At 64.1% G+C, this 17,808-nt stretch carries 14 protein-coding genes; 9 read left to right on the forward strand and 5 right to left on the reverse strand.

The window, feature by feature from the left end; translation table 11 throughout:
* Positions 1-58: 58 nt before the first annotated feature.
* The 5 genes from KK137_RS01325 to KK137_RS01345 all read left to right on the forward strand — a co-directional run bounded on the left by KK137_RS01325 (position 59) and on the right by KK137_RS01345 (position 7,791).
* On the forward strand, positions 59-2,218 hold the full coding sequence (locus KK137_RS01325) for a TonB-dependent receptor (protein ID WP_214534192.1): 2,160 nt from the start codon (positions 59-61) through the stop codon (positions 2,216-2,218).
* Positions 2,218-3,306: a PepSY-associated TM helix domain-containing protein gene (locus tag KK137_RS01330; protein ID WP_214534194.1), complete on the forward strand. Its 1,089-nt coding sequence runs from the start codon at positions 2,218-2,220 to the stop codon at positions 3,304-3,306. Before KK137_RS01325 ends, KK137_RS01330 begins: the two co-directional genes overlap by 1 nt.
* A gap of 111 nt (positions 3,307-3,417) precedes the next feature.
* Positions 3,418-3,993 carry a cytochrome c gene (locus KK137_RS01335; protein ID WP_214534195.1) on the forward strand — a complete coding sequence of 192 codons (576 nt, stop codon included), beginning with the start codon at positions 3,418-3,420 and terminating at the stop codon, positions 3,991-3,993.
* A 332-nt stretch (positions 3,994-4,325) separates the two neighbouring features.
* The gene (locus KK137_RS01340) at positions 4,326-6,263 is read left to right on the forward strand and encodes a TonB-dependent receptor plug domain-containing protein (RefSeq protein ID WP_214534196.1); all 1,938 of its coding nucleotides are present in this window, start codon (positions 4,326-4,328) and stop codon (positions 6,261-6,263) included.
* Positions 6,238-7,791, forward strand: coding sequence for a peptidase (locus tag KK137_RS01345; RefSeq protein WP_214534197.1), 1,554 nt, complete (start codon positions 6,238-6,240; stop codon positions 7,789-7,791). Before KK137_RS01340 ends, KK137_RS01345 begins: the two co-directional genes overlap by 26 nt.
* On the opposite strand, the gene KK137_RS01350 is transcribed toward KK137_RS01345, so the two are convergent.
* Genes KK137_RS01350 through KK137_RS01360 form a run of 3 tightly spaced genes read right to left on the reverse strand, consistent with a single transcriptional unit; the run spans position 7,748 to position 11,783 of the window.
* Positions 7,748-9,061, reverse strand: coding sequence for a PepSY-associated TM helix domain-containing protein (locus tag KK137_RS01350; RefSeq protein WP_214534198.1), 1,314 nt, complete (start codon positions 9,059-9,061; stop codon positions 7,748-7,750). The genes KK137_RS01345 and KK137_RS01350 overlap by 44 nt on opposite strands.
* Complete coding sequence (locus KK137_RS01355; RefSeq protein ID WP_214534199.1) at positions 9,058-9,621, reverse strand: hypothetical protein; 564 nt, start codon at positions 9,619-9,621, stop codon at positions 9,058-9,060. Before KK137_RS01355 ends, KK137_RS01350 begins: the two co-directional genes overlap by 4 nt.
* A gap of 17 nt (positions 9,622-9,638) precedes the next feature.
* Entirely contained in the window at positions 9,639-11,783 is a 2,145-nt protein-coding gene (locus KK137_RS01360) for a TonB-dependent siderophore receptor (RefSeq protein ID WP_214534206.1), read from the reverse strand.
* 428 nt (positions 11,784-12,211) lie between these two features.
* On the opposite strand from KK137_RS01360, the gene KK137_RS01365 reads away from it, so the two are divergent.
* The 3 genes from KK137_RS01365 to msrB all read left to right on the forward strand — a co-directional run bounded on the left by KK137_RS01365 (position 12,212) and on the right by msrB (position 14,521).
* Positions 12,212-13,543, forward strand: coding sequence for an epoxide hydrolase family protein (locus KK137_RS01365; protein ID WP_214534208.1), 1,332 nt, complete (start codon positions 12,212-12,214; stop codon positions 13,541-13,543).
* Positions 13,544-13,614: 71 nt separating this feature from the next.
* Complete coding sequence (locus tag KK137_RS01370) at positions 13,615-14,013, forward strand: cupin domain-containing protein (protein WP_338027912.1); 399 nt, start codon at positions 13,615-13,617, stop codon at positions 14,011-14,013.
* A gap of 22 nt (positions 14,014-14,035) precedes the next feature.
* The gene (msrB, locus tag KK137_RS01375; protein WP_214534210.1) at positions 14,036-14,521 is read left to right on the forward strand and encodes a peptide-methionine (R)-S-oxide reductase MsrB; all 486 of its coding nucleotides are present in this window, start codon (positions 14,036-14,038) and stop codon (positions 14,519-14,521) included.
* 46 nt (positions 14,522-14,567) lie between these two features.
* On the opposite strand, the gene KK137_RS01380 is transcribed toward msrB, so the two are convergent.
* Positions 14,568-15,749 (reverse strand): MFS transporter, encoded by a 1,182-nt coding sequence (locus KK137_RS01380; protein WP_214534212.1) that lies wholly within the window; start codon positions 15,747-15,749, stop codon positions 14,568-14,570.
* Between the two features lie 13 nt (positions 15,750-15,762).
* Positions 15,763-16,797, reverse strand: a complete 1,035-nt coding sequence (locus KK137_RS01385; protein ID WP_214534220.1) for an aldo/keto reductase — start codon at positions 16,795-16,797, stop codon at positions 15,763-15,765.
* 84 nt (positions 16,798-16,881) lie between these two features.
* On the opposite strand from KK137_RS01385, the gene KK137_RS01390 reads away from it, so the two are divergent.
* The gene (locus KK137_RS01390; protein ID WP_214534221.1) at positions 16,882-17,787 is read left to right on the forward strand and encodes a LysR substrate-binding domain-containing protein; all 906 of its coding nucleotides are present in this window, start codon (positions 16,882-16,884) and stop codon (positions 17,785-17,787) included.
* Positions 17,788-17,808: the final 21 nt, after the last annotated feature.

The following is a 17,808-nucleotide window of genomic DNA, read 5'->3' on the forward strand; positions in this document are numbered from 1 at the left end:
TCCTATTGATAATAATTCGCAATCACTCTAGCGGCCCTCCATCTTCCAGGAGGGTCCCTTGCTTCGTACACGTTGTCTGGCCGGTGTCGCTTGTTTCGCCCTGCCGCTCCCCGCGCTTGCCCAGTCAACCGCCCAGGACGTCGAGACCGGTTCCAGCATCATCGTAACCGCCGCTCGCACGCAACTTCCCGCGAGCGCGCTGCCGATGACGATCGACGTGATCGATGCCGAAACGCTGCAGCAGCAGGTGCAGATTTCGGGCTCGACTGTTGATGCGGTTTCGGCCCTGTCGCCCTCATTCTCGCCGACGCGCGAAAAGCTCTCCGGTTCGGGCGAGAGCCTGCGCGGACGCTCGCCGCTCTACGCCATCAACGGCATCCCGCAGTCGACGCCGGTCCGCGACGGCTCGCGCGACGGCTACACTATCGATCCGTTCTTCATCGACCGGGTCGAGGTGATCTACGGTTCGAACGCGCTGCAGGGCATCGGCGCCACGGGCGGTGTGGTGAATCAAGTCACCGTCGGCGCTCCTAAGGATGACGGACTGGCCGTGCGTACGCTGCTGCAAGGCACGATCCCGACCAGCTTCGATGGTTCGGCCATGGGTGGGAAGGTGGCCGCGCTGGCCGGCTATCGTTCGGGCGCCGTCGACGCGACCGGCGGTTTCGCCTTCGAACGCCGCGGGGTCTATCAGGACGGCCACGGCAACAACATCGGCATCGATGGCACCCAGGGCGAGGTACAGGACAGCGATTCCTGGTCGCTGTTCGGCCGCTTCGGCTACCAGCTGACCGACAGCGCCCGCTTCGAAATTGTCGCCAACCATTTTGAGCTTGAGGGCAACGGCAACTACGTTCTGGTCCCGGGCAGCCGCGCCCAAGGCATCCCCGCCAGCAGCACGCGCGGAGATATCCAGGGAGAGCCACCGTCCAACCGCGCCGACTTGCTCTCGGCCGCGCTGACCGACGACAACCTCGGCGGTGGCACCTTCTCGGTGCAGGCCTTCTACAGCCGGACCCGCGACATTTTCGGCGGTCTCGTCACCAGCACCTTCCAGGATCCGGCGATCGATCCGACGGGGCAGTTGTTCGACCAGTCGGCCAACAAGTCGCGCAAGCTTGGCGGGAAAATCACTTACGAGCGCGAAGTGCCGGGCTTCGAGGATCTGGTCCTGACTGGCGGCTTCGACGCGCTGTTCGACAGGACAGAGCAGTACCTCGTCCAAACCGATCGTGCTTGGGTGCCGCAGACCGATTTCCGCAGCCTTGCCCCGTTCGTCCAGGCCAATCTGGCGCTGTTCGACGGCGTGCTGCGCTTTGCTGGCGGTGGCCGTTGGGAAAACGTCGAACTCAAGGTGGACGATTACGAGACGCTGGCTTCCAACGGCGCGACCGACCTTGCAGACCTTTCGACCTACCAGCGGGTGCAAGTCTCGGGTGGCAACCCGTCCTTTAGCGACGTGCTGTTCAACGGCGGTGTCATCCTGGAGCCGGTGCAGGGCGTGCGCGCCTATGGCAGCTACGCGGAAGGCTACACCATCGCAGACGTGGGCCGCATCTTGCGCGCGGTAGACGAGCCGGGGGTCGACATCGACAATTACCTCGCGCTCGAACCGGTCATTTCAAATAACCGCGAGCTGGGGCTGGAAGTGAAGCAGGGGCCGATCGAGGCGGCGGTCAGCTACTTCTGGTCGTCGAGCAAGCTCGGCTCGATCCTCGTGGCCAACCCTGACGGCATCTTCAACGTCTCGCGCCAGCCGATCCAGATCGAGGGACTTGAAGCCAGCGTATCATGGAAGACGCCGCTCCCGGGCCTGCTGTTGAGCGCGGCCTATGCCAACCTCAAGGGTCAGACCGACAGCAACGATGCGGACGATCTGGTCAACAACGATCTCGATGGCGCCAACATCGCGCCCGACCGGTTGAACTTGGCCGCCGACTATCGCAGCGGTCCGTTCTCTGCCCGTCTGCAGACCCGGTTCTACCTCTCGCGCACCTTCAACGACGCCGCCACTGCGACCGACTTCGAAGGCTATGAGCTGATCGACGCCTATGTTGCCTACGACACCGAATTCGGCGAGTTCGCGCTGGCGGTGCAGAACCTGACTGACAAGTTCTTCGTCACCTATGACAGCGACACCGTCCAGGTGGCCAGCGACACCCGCTTCTATGCTGGTCGTGGCCGTACCTTCACACTGAGCTGGCGCGGCGCATTCTGATGAATGTCCTCGCGCTCCTGCACCGGTGGACCGGCGGCATCGCCGGTCTGCTGCTCGCGGTCTTGGGACTGTCGGGTACGGTGCTGGTGTGGGAGGAAGCGTGGATCGCCTTGCCTGGGGCGGACGATCCGCTCCGCCCTGATCCGGCCGAGATTGGCAGGGCGGTGGAGGCGGCCATCGCGGTCGATCCCTCGTTGACGCGGATCACATTCGCCGACGAACGGATGGGCCTGCACCAGGCGGTCTTTGCCGACGGTGGCGGGGCCTATCTGACCCAGGCTGGCCAGGTCGTTGACCGGTGGGATTCGCTGTGGGGCCGGCCAGAGCTCTGGCTGTTCGACCTGCATCACTACCTGTTCCTGGGCGACACCGGGAAATCCATCACCGGCGTCCTCGGCTTGTTGCTGTTCGCCTTTACCCTGACCGGGGTGATCCTGTGGTGGCGCACGCGCAAGACCTTCAAATTCCGCCTCTGGCCGGCGCGGATGACCAAGAGCGCGATCGTGCGCCAGCACCGCGACATTGGCGTGGTGGCGAGCCCCTTGCTGCTCCTCGCTTCGCTCACCGGGTCGTTCATGATCTTCCCGGCGCTATCGGATGCCTTGCTCTCGCCTTGGGCCAATCCCGCGTTAGAGGAAGCTGAGCCGCCTCAGGCGAGTGGCGACCCGGGCCCGGACACAGACTGGCCGCTTCTCATGACGAACGCGCAGGCGGCTTTTCCCGATGCCGCACCCCGGCGGCTGATGCTGCCGAAGGAGCCCGGCAGGCCGGTGACGCTGCGGCTACGGCAAGACTTCGAGTGGACGCCGAACGGTCGGACTTATGTCTACCTCGACGCGGCGACGGCGCAGGTGCTCTCGGTCGAGGATTCGGCGAGCGGCGACACGGTCTCCGCGATTTCGGAGAAGTACTATCCGCTTCACGCCGGCAAGGTCGGGGGAGTGCTTTGGCGGCTCGCGCTCACGTTCGGCGGTCTCGTGCTGGTGCTGCTCGGCACGCTCGCGACCTGGAGCTTCTGGTTCGCCAAGCCTGCAAAGCCACTGGCGAGACCGGTGACCCAAAAGGCCGTGGCTGAGCCCGCGGAGTGATCCGGACCGGATGTAACGTCCGGCGAAACGGTAATTAACCTGACCACGCGCCCCTGCAGGTCCACATAGCGCCCGGAGATCCGTAGGGGATTCTCGCGTGGAGCAAGCAATATGAAGACAACGGGATTGTGGCTGCTGCCGGCCCTGGCGCTCGTGGCCGGATGTTCGTCGCAAGAGGAGGAGAAGCCGGCCCAGCCCGTGCAACTGACCTTCCATGAAGTGATGAAGGATCAGGTCGACAAGAATGCCGACGAACTGTGGGATGTCTCGAACGCGGCGATCGCCGACATGGCAGGCATCGATCCTGCAAAGATGACCGACGCGAGCTGGGAGCAGCTCGCCGAGAAGGCGGAGGCGGTACAGCACGCCGCGCTGGAGATCGCGACGATGGATCCGGTGGTCGTGGCCAAGCCTGGCGTAAAGATCGGTGACGAAGGGCTTATCGGGGGCCACACGGCCGCCGAAGTCCAGGCGAAGATCAATGAAGACCCGGAAAAGCTGCGCGACCTGGCTCACACGCTCGCCCGCCACATGGGCGACATCGCCACCGGTGCTCGTAAGCACGATGCCGCGGCCGTCGGCCCGCTTGTCGACCAGCTCGATGGCGTGTGCGAGAGCTGCCATCTCGAGTTCTGGTATCCCGACCAGAAGGAAGAGGTCGACCGGATCCTTGGCCAGCATACCTGATCTAAATCCTGCCTGTCGCGCAGCGAAGGGGAGGTGGCGCGCAACGCGGGTGCGTGACGGGAGGGGCTAGGGCGCAACGCCAGCCCCTCCACCATCCGCTTCGCGGACCGTCCCCCTCCCATGGGGCTGCACCTCACAGGGAGGATTGGCAGTGTAACGCCGCTGTAACGGGCGCTTTACCGTAAATAACTGACGTACCCTGGCGCCGCTCCATAGGTCCGCCCTCAACAAGACGGACACAGATGGGGAAAGTCGGGGTCATGAGAATGTTGGGAAAAGTTTCGTACCTTGCAGGGGTAGCCTCGCTGGCGATAGCAGTGGCGGCGCCGGCGATGGCGCAGGACACAACCTCTGCCAATAACGATCAGAACGACGCCGAGGCCATTTTGGTCCTTGGGCAGAGGCTTGAGGAATCCACTCCGGAGACGCTGGAGAAGTATGGCTCGCGGCTGGAGATCGTCGAAGGCGAGGCGATCGACAAGGCCGGTTACGTCGACACCTCAAGCGCGCTGCGCAATCTCGTTCCTGGCCTTTACATCGGCCAGAAGAGTGGCGCGTTCGACTACGTCCAGGCCTCGCTGACCGGCGCGCGGACGAGCGAAGTGCTGTTCCTGGTCGACGGCGTGCGGATCAACAATCGGCTTTACGCCTCGACTACGCCGCTCGACACGATCCCGGCGGGCATGATCGAGCGCATCGAAGTCCTCAAGGGCGGGCAGAGCCTTTACTACGGTACTCAGGCGGTGGGCGGCATCGTCAACGTCGTCACCAAGTCCTTCACCCGGGAGACGGACGGGCGCCTCGAAGTGGGCTATGACACGAACGACGGCTATCACGGCAACGGCTACATCCGCGGCGGCATCGGAGATCACTACTTTGTCGGCTTCGGCTCCTACGATGAGGCCAAGGGCTTCCAACCGTTCCGCGACGAAGATACGCAGCCGAGTGCGCTCGACCGCAAGCGCGGTTACAAGGTCGCCTCGATCGGCGGCAAGTACGCCTTCGAGCCGTCGGACAACTTCCGCCTCAGCACCTCCTACCAGCACATTGAGGGGCGGCTCGACTTTGCCAAGGCAGAGGACATCTACCGCAACTGGAACAAGCGGAACGAGGACATCGCCTCGCTCAAGATCGACTGGTCGCCAAGCGAACAGTTCGACGTTTACGTCAAGGGCTACTGGCACGATTGGGATTCCACCTACCTCGACCTGCGGCCCGAGGTGGTCGGTGGAGCGCTCACGGGCAACATCATCACCATCAACGACGGCGAGCAGTGGGGCTTCGACGACAAGGGCATCAACGTCCTCGGGGAATTCCACGCCAACGACCAGTTCACCCTGGTCGGCGGGTACGACTTCCAGACCTACAGCGGCTTCGACGACGTCTTCCTGATCGCGCCGTCGAGCGAGAGCGTCCACGCCCCGTTCGCGCAGGTGAAGTTCGATTCCGGCGACCTGAGTCTCGCTGCGGGCGTGCGGCACAACATGCCAAGCGACGGGCAGGAAGCGACCGTGTGGAACGTCTCGGGCCGTTACGGCGGCGATGACGGCTTCTACGGCCGCGGCCAGGTGGGCACGTCTTTCCGCCTGCCCACCGCCTACGAGCTCTACGTCATTGATCCGTGCTGCGAGCGGGGGAACCCGGACCTCGTCGGCGAGGAGAGCTTCAACGTCGAGGGCGGCTTCGGCTACACCAACGATACCCTCAACGCCGAGCTGATGGGCTTCTATCGCAAGGTCGATAACCTCATCGGAATCACCTATGACCTGCCGGCCTATCCCGACGGCTTCATCATCAACACGCCCGACAAGGTGACCATGTGGGGCGGGGAAGCGGTCGTGACGGCGCAGATCAACAAGAACTTCAGCGGCACGCTCGACTGGACTCACACCGAGGCCACCGCGGCCGGGGACGACCTCCAGTTGGTCAACATCCCGCGCGACCTGGTCAAGGCGATCTTCAATGCGCAGACCGATGACGGCCGCTTCGGCGGTACGGCTTCGGTCAATTACGTCGGGGACATCTTCGCCAATGTCGCAGCGGTAGGCCGGGTGAACTACGGCAACTACGCGGTGGTTGACGTGGCGGCCTATGCCTTCATCGACCGGGATCAGCGTCATCGGATCGGCCTGCGGCTGGAGAACCTGCTTGACGCTGACTACAACACGCAGATGACCCGCGTGCGCGACGACGTGACCAACGCCTCTTACGCTGCGGGCTTCCGTGGCACTCCGCGCACTCTGCATGTCACTTACGCCGTCTCCCTCTAACTCCATCGCCCCCGGCGCGGGCCTCTCTCCCGCGCCGCGCGCCGCGCCCCGCATGTCCAGCTTCACGCGACTGGCACGCTGGGCGCGGCGCATGATGTTCCTCACGCACCGCTGGCTCGGCATCGTGCTCGCGCTGCTGATGGCGATCTGGGCGATCAGCGGCATAACCATGATGTATGTCGCGTTTCCCGACACGACGGCCGAGGAGAAGGCCGCCGGGCTGGAGCCGCTCGACCTATCGGGCTGCTGCGATCATGTCGTGCTGCCAGGCGGTGTGGCGATCGAGGCGGCCACGGTTGAGATGGTCGACGGCCATCCCGCGCTCCGCTGGCAGGGCTCGGAAAGCGCAGGGCTGGCCAGCCTGGGCGAGACCGCGCTACCGCCGATCGACGCGGCCACTGCAGGAAGGATCGCCGCCGAGCACATGAGCCGTGCGTTCGTTCCGTCGGGGCGGCCGACAGTGGAGGAAATCGACCGCGACCAATGGACGGTCTACGGCCGCTTCCGCCAACACCAGCCGCTCTACAAGGCAAGCTTTGCCGACGAGCGAGGGACCGTGCTCTACGTCTCGGGTCTGACGGGCCAGATCATCCAGGACACGAGCGCTCACGAGCGCTTCTGGAACTGGATTGGCGCGGTGCCGCACTGGCTCTATTTCACCGCTCTGCGCGAGATACAGCCGCTCTGGTACAACCTCGTCGTCTACGCCTCGGCATTGGGCGTGTTCCTCTCGGTCTCTGGCATCTATGTCGGTTTGATCATGTGGCGCAAGGGTAAGCGCTGGTCTCCGTTCCGAGGGATTGCGCTGTGGCATCACTGGACGGGCCTCGTCTTTGGCGTGGTGACACTGACTTGGGTCGCCAGCGGATTGTTCTCGATGAATCCCTGGGGCTGGTTTGAGAGCGACGGGCCAGGTGAGGTAATCCCGAACCTCGCAGGTCGCCCGCTCGAGGCCGGCGACGTCGAGGCGCTCTATCGAGCTCTCGCTGCGAACCCTCAGACCGGAGCAGTTTCGGCCGAAGTGTCGGTGCAAGGAGGTCGACCATGGGCGATCCTGGTGCGCCAGGATGGTTCACGTGAGCGGTTCTCGCTTCCCGGCCTGGCGCCTGCCCCGTTGGACAATAACGAACTCACAGCCAAGGCGCGGACCGCCAAGCCCGCCAGCCGGATCGCGTCGGCGGAATTGATCACCACCCCCGACAATTACCATTACGCCCACAAGGAAGAGCGCGTGGTCTTGCCGGCCTATCGGGTGATCTACGCCAACGCGGACGCGACGCGGCTCTACTTCGATCCGCGCACCGGGGAACTGGTCAACTTCGTTGACGCTTCGGGCCGTGCTTACCGCTGGCTACACTACGGCCTGCATCGCCTCGACTTCCCCGTCCTTCGCTCGCGACCGATCTGGGATGTGGTCACCTTGCCGCTGCTGGTCGGCGTCTCGTTGCTCTGTGTACTCGGTGCGTGGATGGGCGTTCGCCGGCTCAGGCGGCCGGCTGCAGGCGTAAAGCGCGGGGCATCCGACTAGGCGCGACCAGCGCGGCGACGATCAGGATCGCGAGACCGATCCAGAAGATCGCGGCGAAGGGCGCCTGGTGGCCGATGGCGAAGCGGGCTACCAGCGTCAGCGCGAGCATCAGCGGCGAACCCCAGACCACGGCGCTCCAGGCGGCATGAAGGCGCGGTTCGACGATCCCGCGGCGGCGGCGCTTGCCGAGCCAGATGTAGCTGCCGGTCGCCACGACCGCGGTCAGCGCCAGACCGAACAAGGCATAGATGATCTTGACCGTCAGGCCGCCGTAGTTTCCGAAATGCAGGCTATAGTTCGATGCCGCCGCCTGGCTGCCGAGCTCACCGTCGGAAAGGCCCGCGGTGCCAGTGAAATTGCCGTTGGCGTCGAACATGTAATACTCGCCAAAGATCAGCCGCCGGGGATGCTCGGCGACGATCTGCACCTGCTGGCCTGCCGTGCCGGGCTCGTGAACGGTCACGTAGGTCACGCGTACGTCTGGGTAGTTTGCCGCCATGTAGCGCAGCGGGGCGGCGACATCGGGCAAAGCCGCCTTCGCCTCGTTGGGTTCGCCTTCCTCGCCAAAGATCGTGGCGTAGAGGGCTTCGACATCGCCCTTGTAGAACAGCGCGGCGGCGGCATAGGCGCTGACCGAGCTGAGCCCGATGACGGCGCCGGTCAGCGACAGCGCAATTCCGAACGGGAGTGTCCAGACACTCAGGCGGTTGTGCCAATCGGCCATCGCGACGCCCCCCGTGTGGCGGGTGCGGAGACGGAAGGCATCGCGAAAGATCTTAGGATGGGCTACTACGCCGGTGATCGCGAGCGCCAGCATCAGCATGCCGAGGATACCGACCAGCGTGATGCCGATCAGCCCATTACCGGCGGTGATGTTGAGCGTGTAGTGCAGGGCGTAGAGGAAGTTCGACCATTCGATATCCTCGGTACCGGAAAGTCGGCCCGCGGAATCGATGTGGAAAGACTCGGTGTCGGTAATGACGCGCGTCGTGGGCAATTCTTGCAGCGGCATGTCGACGTAGAAATGGGTCGTCGGGGTCTTGCCGGTTTCCCGCGCCAGCATAGCCTCCATCCCGCGTTGCACGGCCTCGGGCGAGATTGCGGTCATTTGCGGCGGGCTCGGCTGCTCAACGCGTTGCCATTCTTCATAGAAGACCAGCAGGGTGCCGCTGAGACTGACGAGATAAAGCAGCGCCCCGGCGAGAAGGCCAATCGCGGCGTGTGCGGAGAGCGCACGCTTAACGGTCGAAGTTTCGGGCGCCACGGTCATTGGACAACTCCGCTAACGAGCACGGGCAGGACAGGGATGCAGCATGCCAGCAAAAGCAGCACCTGGCTTCGGCGGGTTTGCTGCATCAGCATCGCCGTGACCAATACCGACCAAGTCAAAGGCACCGAGTAAAGCGCAAGGACATTGGCGTTGGATTCGCTCCAGCCGAGCAAGCTGCCAAGGCCGCGCATGGCGAGTCCGAGGCCGACCGACACGGCGAAACCTGCCACGATGAGCAGGAGAAAAGTGACGACACGCCGGCCGATCCGCTTCGGCTCACCCTGCTCGGGCAGCATACCTACACGCCGGTTCGAGGCCTTGGCGCTCTTTTCAGGCGAGCGAATGCCGGCGACGGCGAGGATGGCAAAGGCGGTGAGCATCGCGCCCAGAGCGGCGACCGACACTCCCCATGCACCGTCGGTCACGGCCGCGAGGATCGTTGCGAGCCCCAGCAGGGCCCATCCCGTCCCATTTGCGACGGGAGAGCGTCGGGGCAGCGACCACGCGTAGCGGAGCGCCCCGACGCCGGCCACGCCGAGCGTGACTGCAAGCCACAACATCGGCGAGGCTCCCCCCATCAGAAGTGGTAGCCCACGGTCGCGAACACGTTGCGCGCGGCTCCCACGAAGCAGTCACCGCGTGCCAGACAGGCGGAGTAGTAGTCCTTGCCCGTCAGGTTCGTGGCGTTGAGCGAGAAGCTCCACTTGAGCCAGTCGATCGAGGCGTAAGCGTCGAACAGCAGGTTGTCCGGCGTACGAATCCCGTCCGGGAAGGCAAACCCGTAGGAGGTGTGAGCACCCTGGTAACGCGCGCCGCCCCCCAAAGTCAGCGTCGCGTCGTGGGTCAGGTTGAACGGACGCGACAGCCACAGCGACGCGTTGTGCTTCGGCACGTCGTCGAGCTGAACGTCGCTGCCGTCGAGCGTGGCGTCGTTGTAGCTATAGTTGGCGATCACCTGGAAATTGCCCGGCAGGACCGTCGAGGCTTCGAATTCGAACCCCTTCGAGGTCATCTCGCCGGCCTGGATCTGGTCGAACGGATCGGCGGTGCTGTCGTCCGAGATCGGGCGGTTGGTTTCCTTGATGTGGTACGCGGTCAGCGTGATCATGCTGGCTTCGTTCGGCTGCAGCTTCACGCCAAGCTCGAACTGCTTTCCGCGCTGCGGGATGAACGCTTCGCCGTTGCTGGCAGTGCCCGCGATCGGCTCGAAGCTCTCGGTGTAGCTGAAGAAGGGAGACACACCCTTGATCACGTCACCGATGATCCCGGCACGCAACGTGAGTGCGTTGTCCTTCACCCGCGGCCCGCTGAAGGTCGTGCTCCAGACATCGTCATAACGCGCGCCGAGCACGAGCGAGACGCGATCCCACATGCGGACCTGGTCCTGCAGGTAGAAGCCGATCTGCTGCTGCTCCACGTCCTCTGCCGGACCCGAAGGCTGCGGCAGGCCCCCATTGTGATCGGAGATGGCGTCGTAGTCGATGTCATAGATGTCGATGTATTCGTAACCGTAACCGCCGACCTTGCGGACGTGGTTCCAGCTGAAGTCGACACCGGCGAGGACGAGGTGCTCGACCTGGGCACCGGTGTTGAAGTTGAACTGCGCGTTGTTGTCGGAAGTGAAAATTTCCATGCGCGCGACGCTGCCGTCGGAATAGAGGCCGATCGTACGTTGTTCTGGGTCGGGCACAGGCACGCCGTTGACGTCGAACACGGGGGCGCCGTTGGCATCGAGCTGCACGAACGGATTGGCCGGGTTCGAATAGCTGTCCGGATAGTGCGTAAAGTAGGTCAGGTCGCTGTCGATGTAGCGGGCGCGCGAGTTGATCTTGAACGCGTCGGAGACGCGATGCTCTACGAGGATCGTGCCTTCGAGCAGCCGGCCATCGTAGCGGTCCCAGCCGGGCTTGCCGATGAACAGGTTGTTTGGCAGCTGGCCGTTCGGGTTGGGCAGGATCGTCCCGACCAAGGGCAGAAACTGCGCGGTCGAGCCGCCGTCGTCCTCCTGATACATGCCAAGGAAGGTGATCGAGGTGTCCATGTCCGGCGCCCAGGTGAGCGAGGGCGCAAACAGCACGCGGTCGTCAGGCACGTGGTCGGTCTGCGTGTCGGCGTCGCGGGCGCGGGCCACAACGCGGAAGGCCACGTCGTCGCTGATCGGACCGGTGTAGTCGGCCATTGCCTCGAAGCGGTTGAACGAGCCGTAACGGAGCAGGACTTCGCCGGACTCGGTGAACTGCGGGAGTTTCGAGTTCATGTTGATGATGCCGCCCGTCGAACCGGCGCCGAACAGCACGGAGGAGGGGCCGCGCAGGACCTGTACGCTGTCGAAGTTGTACGGGTCCGAGCGGATGCTTGCGTAGTAGCTGAAGATGTCGCGCATGCCGTCGCGGAACTGCAGCGCGTTAACGCCGCGGATGATGGCACCGTCGACACGGCTGTCAGGTCCGTAGGGGTTGGCCTGAACCCCGGCGACGTAATTCAGTGTGTCGCTAACGGAAATGGCGCCCTGGGCGTTGAACAAGTCGTCCGAGATGATCGTGACCGGCTGCGGCACCTGGATCGCCGGGGTGTCGGTCTTGGTCGAAGACCCGCTGCGCAGATAGTCGGCAGTGACGAGGATGCGGTCCCCATCGTCGGTGGCCGCGGAGCTGTCCTGGGCGAATGCCGGAACGGCGGACAGCATGGTGGCAGAAAGCAGCAGAACTCGGGCGATACGCATGGAGACCTCATTGACCCAGCCCTGCTTCGTGCAAGGCCCCTTGAGAGGCGCCACTAATGAGAACTAATCGCATTAGCAATCATGGAATCGAGGGATTATAACGAGCGTGAGAATTCTGTGACTTTCTTGCACCTGCTCTCGTTGCGTTGAGTTTAGCCTGCCGTGAAGATTCAGGCCCGCGAATGCCGCTGCCGCTATGGCCTGCGCAGTCCAGCGCAGGGTTGGGGCATCGTCACGCAATCATCGTGACGAGCATTTTCAACCTTTGTACCGCTCGCCTGTCATTGCGACCGAGTCGAGATCATTCGGCAACGAAGTCCGGCTCGCATTTCGATCCGTTCACAACGGCGCCGGTCCTGACGGCCGGTATAGTTTGTCGTCCGACGGCAGGCTGCCTCATGCCTTTGCCCCGGACCAGGAGGACGTTTATGTCTGAAACTGGAACTACGGCTCGTCCCGAGACTGAACTTAAGCCAGCGACCCCACTCGCGCAGTCGGCCAAGACAGCGGGATTCACCGAAGCGCTGATCGTCGATCCCCAGGACGGCGCGACAATCCGGCCGTTTCAGTACCGCGCTTCCGACGAAGACCTCGCTGACCTAAAGCACCGCATTCTGGCGACCCGGTGGCCCGACAGGGAAACCGTTCCAGACGACAGCCAAGGTGTGCAGCTGGCCACGATGAAGAAACTCGCCGACTATTGGGCGAACGACTACGACTGGCGTAAATGCGAGGCGCGGCTCAACGCGCTGACCAATTTCATCACCTCGATCGACGGGCTCGACATCCATTTCATCCACGTGAAGTCGAAGCACTCCAATGCGCTCCCTGTCATCGTGACCCACGGCTGGCCGGGCTCGATCGTGGAGCAGCTCAAGATCATCGAGCCGCTGACCGACCCGACAGCTCACGGCGGTACCGAAGCGGACGCGTTCGACGTCGTGATCCCCTCGATTCCCGGATATGGATTCTCCGGCAGGCCGACCGAAGCCGGCTGGAATCCTCCCCGAATCGCGAATGCGTGGCTCACCCTGATGCAAAGGCTCGGCTATACACAGTTCGTGGCGCAGGGTGGCGACTGGGGCGCTCTGATCACCGAGACCCTGGGTGCGATGGCCCCGCCGGAGCTGATCGCGGTTCACACCAATATGGCATCGACGGCACCGCCGGAGGTGTTCGATGCGCTGCGTGCAGGAGAGGGACCGCCGGCCGGTCTTACCGACGACGAGCGTTGGGCCTATGAGCGGCTCGATCTCTTCTTCACCCATGGCCTCGCCTACGCGCAGCAGATGGGGCAACGCCCCCAGACACTGTACGGCATCGCCGACTCCCCCGTCGGCCTCGCCGCGTGGTTCCTCGATCATGACATTTCGAGCTATCGGATGATTGCCCGCGCGTTCGACGGTGTGGCGGAAGGGCTGTCGCGCGATGACGTTCTCGACAACATCACTATCGCCTGGCTCACCAATACGGCCATCTCGGGCGCAAGACTCTATTGGGAGGCCTTGCCGCGCACCTCTCCGGGGTTTGGCGTCGAACATAACAATGTTCGCTTCTTCGAGCCGATCGGGGTCAAGGCGCCGATCGCGGTGAGTGCCTTCCCCGACGAGCTCAACCAGGCTCCCAGGAGTTGGGCGGAGCGGGCCTATCCCAAGCTCATCCACTACAACCGGCTGCCAAAGGGCGGGCACTTCGCAGCGTTCGAGCAGCCGGGGTATCTGGTGGAGGAAATGCGCGCCGGCTTCCGGTCGGTCCGCTGAGGGCAACCAACGGTGCGGGCAGCGCGGAGTCGCGGTGCCCGCACTTCCACCATCCACGAGGGAGACCTGCCGTGCGCCGCATCCCGTTCATGGCTATCGCCCTTATCCTCGGAAGCTCGGCGATGCTCGCCGCACAAGCCCCTCGGCCCCCTGGCAGCACGCGCACCGATCTTCAGCGTCATGATCTCAGCATACCGGGTTGGGAGACCATCCAAGCGCGCGTCGATTTCGCGCCTGGAGCCAACTTCCCTGCGCATCGCCATCCGGGCGAGGAAATCATCTACGTGCTCGAAGGTATCCTCGAATACCAACTCGAAGGGCAGCCGCCCAAGACTTTGATGGCCGGCGACGTCCTCTACGTACCTGCGCGGGTGATTCATTCGGCGCGGAACGTCGGCACCACGCAGGGCAGCGAACTGGCGACTTACGTGGTAGAGAAGGGTAAACCGCTGACCGAATTCGCTGAATGAGCCCCATGACAAGGACCCGTGCATGACCGATTCCGCGACACTTCAGTTCGATCTGACCCCGCCCACCGAGGAAGAGTTCGCCCGCCTCGCCGCCGACCTTGGAGAGGATGAGCGCGAGGTCCTGCTCGAACATGGGACCGAAGCGCCCTTCTGCGGCGTGTTCCTCACCGAGAAGCGTCCGGGTGTCTACACCTGCCGGCTCTGCGGGTTGCCCCTGTTCCACGGAGGAACCAAGTTCGAAAGCGGCACCGGCTGGCCCAGCTTCACTCAGCCCTACGATCCGGATCACCTCGAATACATCCGTGACACGAGCTACGGGATGGTTCGCACCGAGATCGTCTGCGCCCGTTGCGGTTCGCATCAAGGCCATGTCTTCCCCGACGGCCCCCCGCCGACGGGCGAGCGCTACTGCATCAACTCGGTATCGCTCGAATTCACGCCCAACGGCGACCCTTTGCCGGACAAGCTCGGCCGAGGGGCGCCTGAGGGTGAAGCCTTGAGCGGCTAGAGGTCCCACGCGAGGCGGGGGCGAAAGGCGGATTGACGAGCCTGGCCTAGCCTTCCGCCACGCAGAGTTCCTGTCTCCGGCGCGCCGATGGTCGCCTGCTTGCGATCAGCACGCCAGCAAGTCCCAGCGCTGAGGTTATCGCGCCCGCGAGCGCGACCATGGGATAACCGAGCCCCGCGGCAATCACTCCACCGCCCAGCGCGGCGCCGAGGGCATTGCCGAGATTGAAGGCACCGATATTGACCGATGAGGCAAGGGTCGGCGCGTCTGCGGCGGCGGTCATCACCTGCACTTGCAACGGTGGCACCAGGGCGAAGCTCGCCACTCCCCACAGAAAGATCAGCACGGCCGCCGGACCAGCCTGAGGCATGAGTAGCGCAAAGGCTATCAGGATCGCCGAGAGACATCCCAGCGTGACGATGAGCGTACGATCCACCGAACGATCGGCGAACTTGCCGCCCAACCAATTGCCGACCGTGAGACCCACGCCATAGGTGACGAGCATGGATGTCACGAACCCCAGCGAAGCCTGGGTCTCGTCGCGCAGGATCGGCACGATGTATGTGAAGACGGTGAACATGGCACTCGAACCCACGACGGTCAGGGCGAGGGCGCCCAACACTTTACCGCGGGTCAGTACGAGCAACTCTGCCCTGACGTTCGCCCCCTTGGGTGCGGGCAGATCCGGCAAGGTCAGCCTCAGCGATGCCATGGTCACTACGCCCAGAGCGGCGATCCCCCAGAAGGACGCTCGCCAGCCGAGGTGCTCGCCGGCCCAGGTCGCCAGCGGCACACCTACGACATTGGCAATCGTCAGCCCCATGAACATCGCGGCGACGGCTGCCGCCTGGCGCTGAGGCGGGACCAGGCTTGCCGCTACGATCGAGCCGACGCCGAAGAATGCGCCATGGTTGAGCGAGGCCAGGACACGCGCTGCCAATAGCAGGCCATAACTGTGTGATACGGCCGCCAAAGCATTGCCGAGCGTGAATATCGCGGCGAGGCCGATCAGCAGTGTCCGGCGCGGCACTCGCCCAGTGGTGAGTGTCATGAGCGGCGCACCGAGCATCACGCCCAGGGCATAAGCGCTGATCAGTAACCCAGCCGCCGGGATCGAAACGCCGAGGTCGTTCGCGATCACCGGCAGTAATCCCATCGGCGCGAACTCCGTCACCCCGATGCTGAAGGCGCCTACCGCCAGGGCGATAAGCCCAGAGTTGAGTTTCATCTTTACCCTCCTCTCAGACCAGCGGGGGGTTCAGGCGGGCAAAGCCCTCTTGTTGGCGGTACGGCGTGTGGGGATAGGGAGGCAGCACGTCGCTGGCCGCGTCGAGTGCTGTGATCTGCTCAGACGTTAGCGACCAGCCTACCGCGCCGAGGTTCTGCCGAAGCTGCGCCTCGTTGCGAGCGCCGATGATGACGGAGGACACAGTGGGGCGCTGAAGCAGCCAGTTGATCGCGATCTGGGGCACGGACTTGCCGGTTTCCGCCGCGACCCACTCCAAGGCATCCACTACCCGGTAGAGCAACTCAGCCTCGACCGGCGGCGCGAACTGTTCGGTCTCGTGCAACCGGCTGCCTTCCGGAATCGGACGATCGCGGCCGATCTTCCCCGTGAGGCGACCCCAGCCGAGGGGACTCCACACGAGTGCGCCAATTCCCTGATCGGCTGCCAACGGCATCAGGTCTGCCTCGTACGCCCTGCCGATCAAGGAATAGTAGACTTGATGAGCTACCAGGCGCTGCCAACCGTGGCGTTCCGCCGCGGCCTGCGCCTTCATCAATTGCCAGCCAGGGTAGTTCGAAACGCCCGCGTAGCGGACCTTCCCCGCGGTGATCAGCAGGTCGAGCGTGCCCATCAGTTCCTCGACGGGTGTGGACGCGTCGAAAGCATGGAGCTGTAACAGGTCGATGTAATCCGTCCCCAACCGCCGCAGCGAATCCTCGACCGCCCGGAAAAGACGCGCGCGCGAGACGCCCCAATCCTGCGGTCCGTCGCCCATCGGCAGGCCGGTCTTGGTGGAGATCAGCACTGCATCACGCCGCCCGCGGATGGCTTGCCCCAGCACCTCCTCGGAAGCGCCGTTCGAATAGACGTCGGCCGTGTCGAACAAGGTGACCCCGGCATCCAGGCAGATGTCGATCAGGCGCCGAGCCTCTGCCGCGTCGCTTTGGCCCCAGGCGCTGAATAGCGGTCCCTTGCCACCGAAAGTGCCGGTGCCGAAGCTCAAAGCCGGAACACGCAGGCCGGAGGCCCCAAGTTGACGATAGTCCATAGATCACCTTTTGCTAACTTCGGTGCATAGATGGACACGACGTAGACGGCAGACTAGCGACGCCGAACGCGAAGGGTTTTTGCGATGGATGCAAAGCTGGCAGGTGGATCGGACAGGGCGCGAGCTCTGGCGCTGTTCGCGGCCGTGGTGGAACAGGGCAGCTTTTCGGGCGCCGGCCGCTTGTTCGAGATGAGCCCATCGGCCGTCAGTCGGGCCATCGATCGGATCGAGGCGCGATTGGGGGTTCGCCTGTTGCTCCGCTCGACAAGAGCGCTGTCCCTCACTTCAGAAGGGCTGACTTATCTCCAGGCCGCCCGGCGCATCCTTGCCGATCTCGACGACGCCGAGCAGCAGATTGCGGATCGGGGCACGCCGCGTGGCCGGCTGCGCGTCAACGCGGCGCTCGCGCATGGCCGACTTTGCGTGGTGCCTCTCCTGGGTGAGTTCGCCGCGCTCTACCCGGAGATCCTTATCGATATCGCGCTGACCGATACCCTGGTGAACGTCGCGGCGGGCGAGGCCGACGTAGCGATCCGCTTCGGTCCGCTCGCGGACAGCACGCTCACGGCTCGCAAGCTCGGCGAGAACCGCCGGGTGATCGTCGCTTCGCCCGACTATCTTGCGCGGCATGGCACCCCGCGGGTGCCGGACGATCTACATGGACACAATTGCCTCAATTTCAATTTTCGCCGCGTCGAGCCGGTGTGGCCGTTCCGCGTTGACGGGCAGGACCTGGCCCTGTCGGTCAAGGGCAATATCGAAGCGAACAACGGCGAGACCCTGGGCCAATTGGCAGCATCAGGTGTCGGCCTGGCGCGGGTCGGCTGCTTCAGCGTGGCTGAGGAGTTGAGCCGCGGACAACTCGTCCGCGTTCTCGAGGAATTCAACCCCGGCGACGTCGAGCTGATCCACGCGGTGTTCGTCGGCGGCGCCGCGATACCGGCGCGCGTCCGAGTCTTTGTGGACTTCCTGGCGAAGCACTTGCGCTGACCGTCGCCTGCGCAGGGGCTG

Source organism: Croceibacterium selenioxidans (assembly GCF_018599195.1).
GTDB lineage: Bacteria > Pseudomonadota > Alphaproteobacteria > Sphingomonadales > Sphingomonadaceae > Croceibacterium_A > Croceibacterium_A selenioxidans.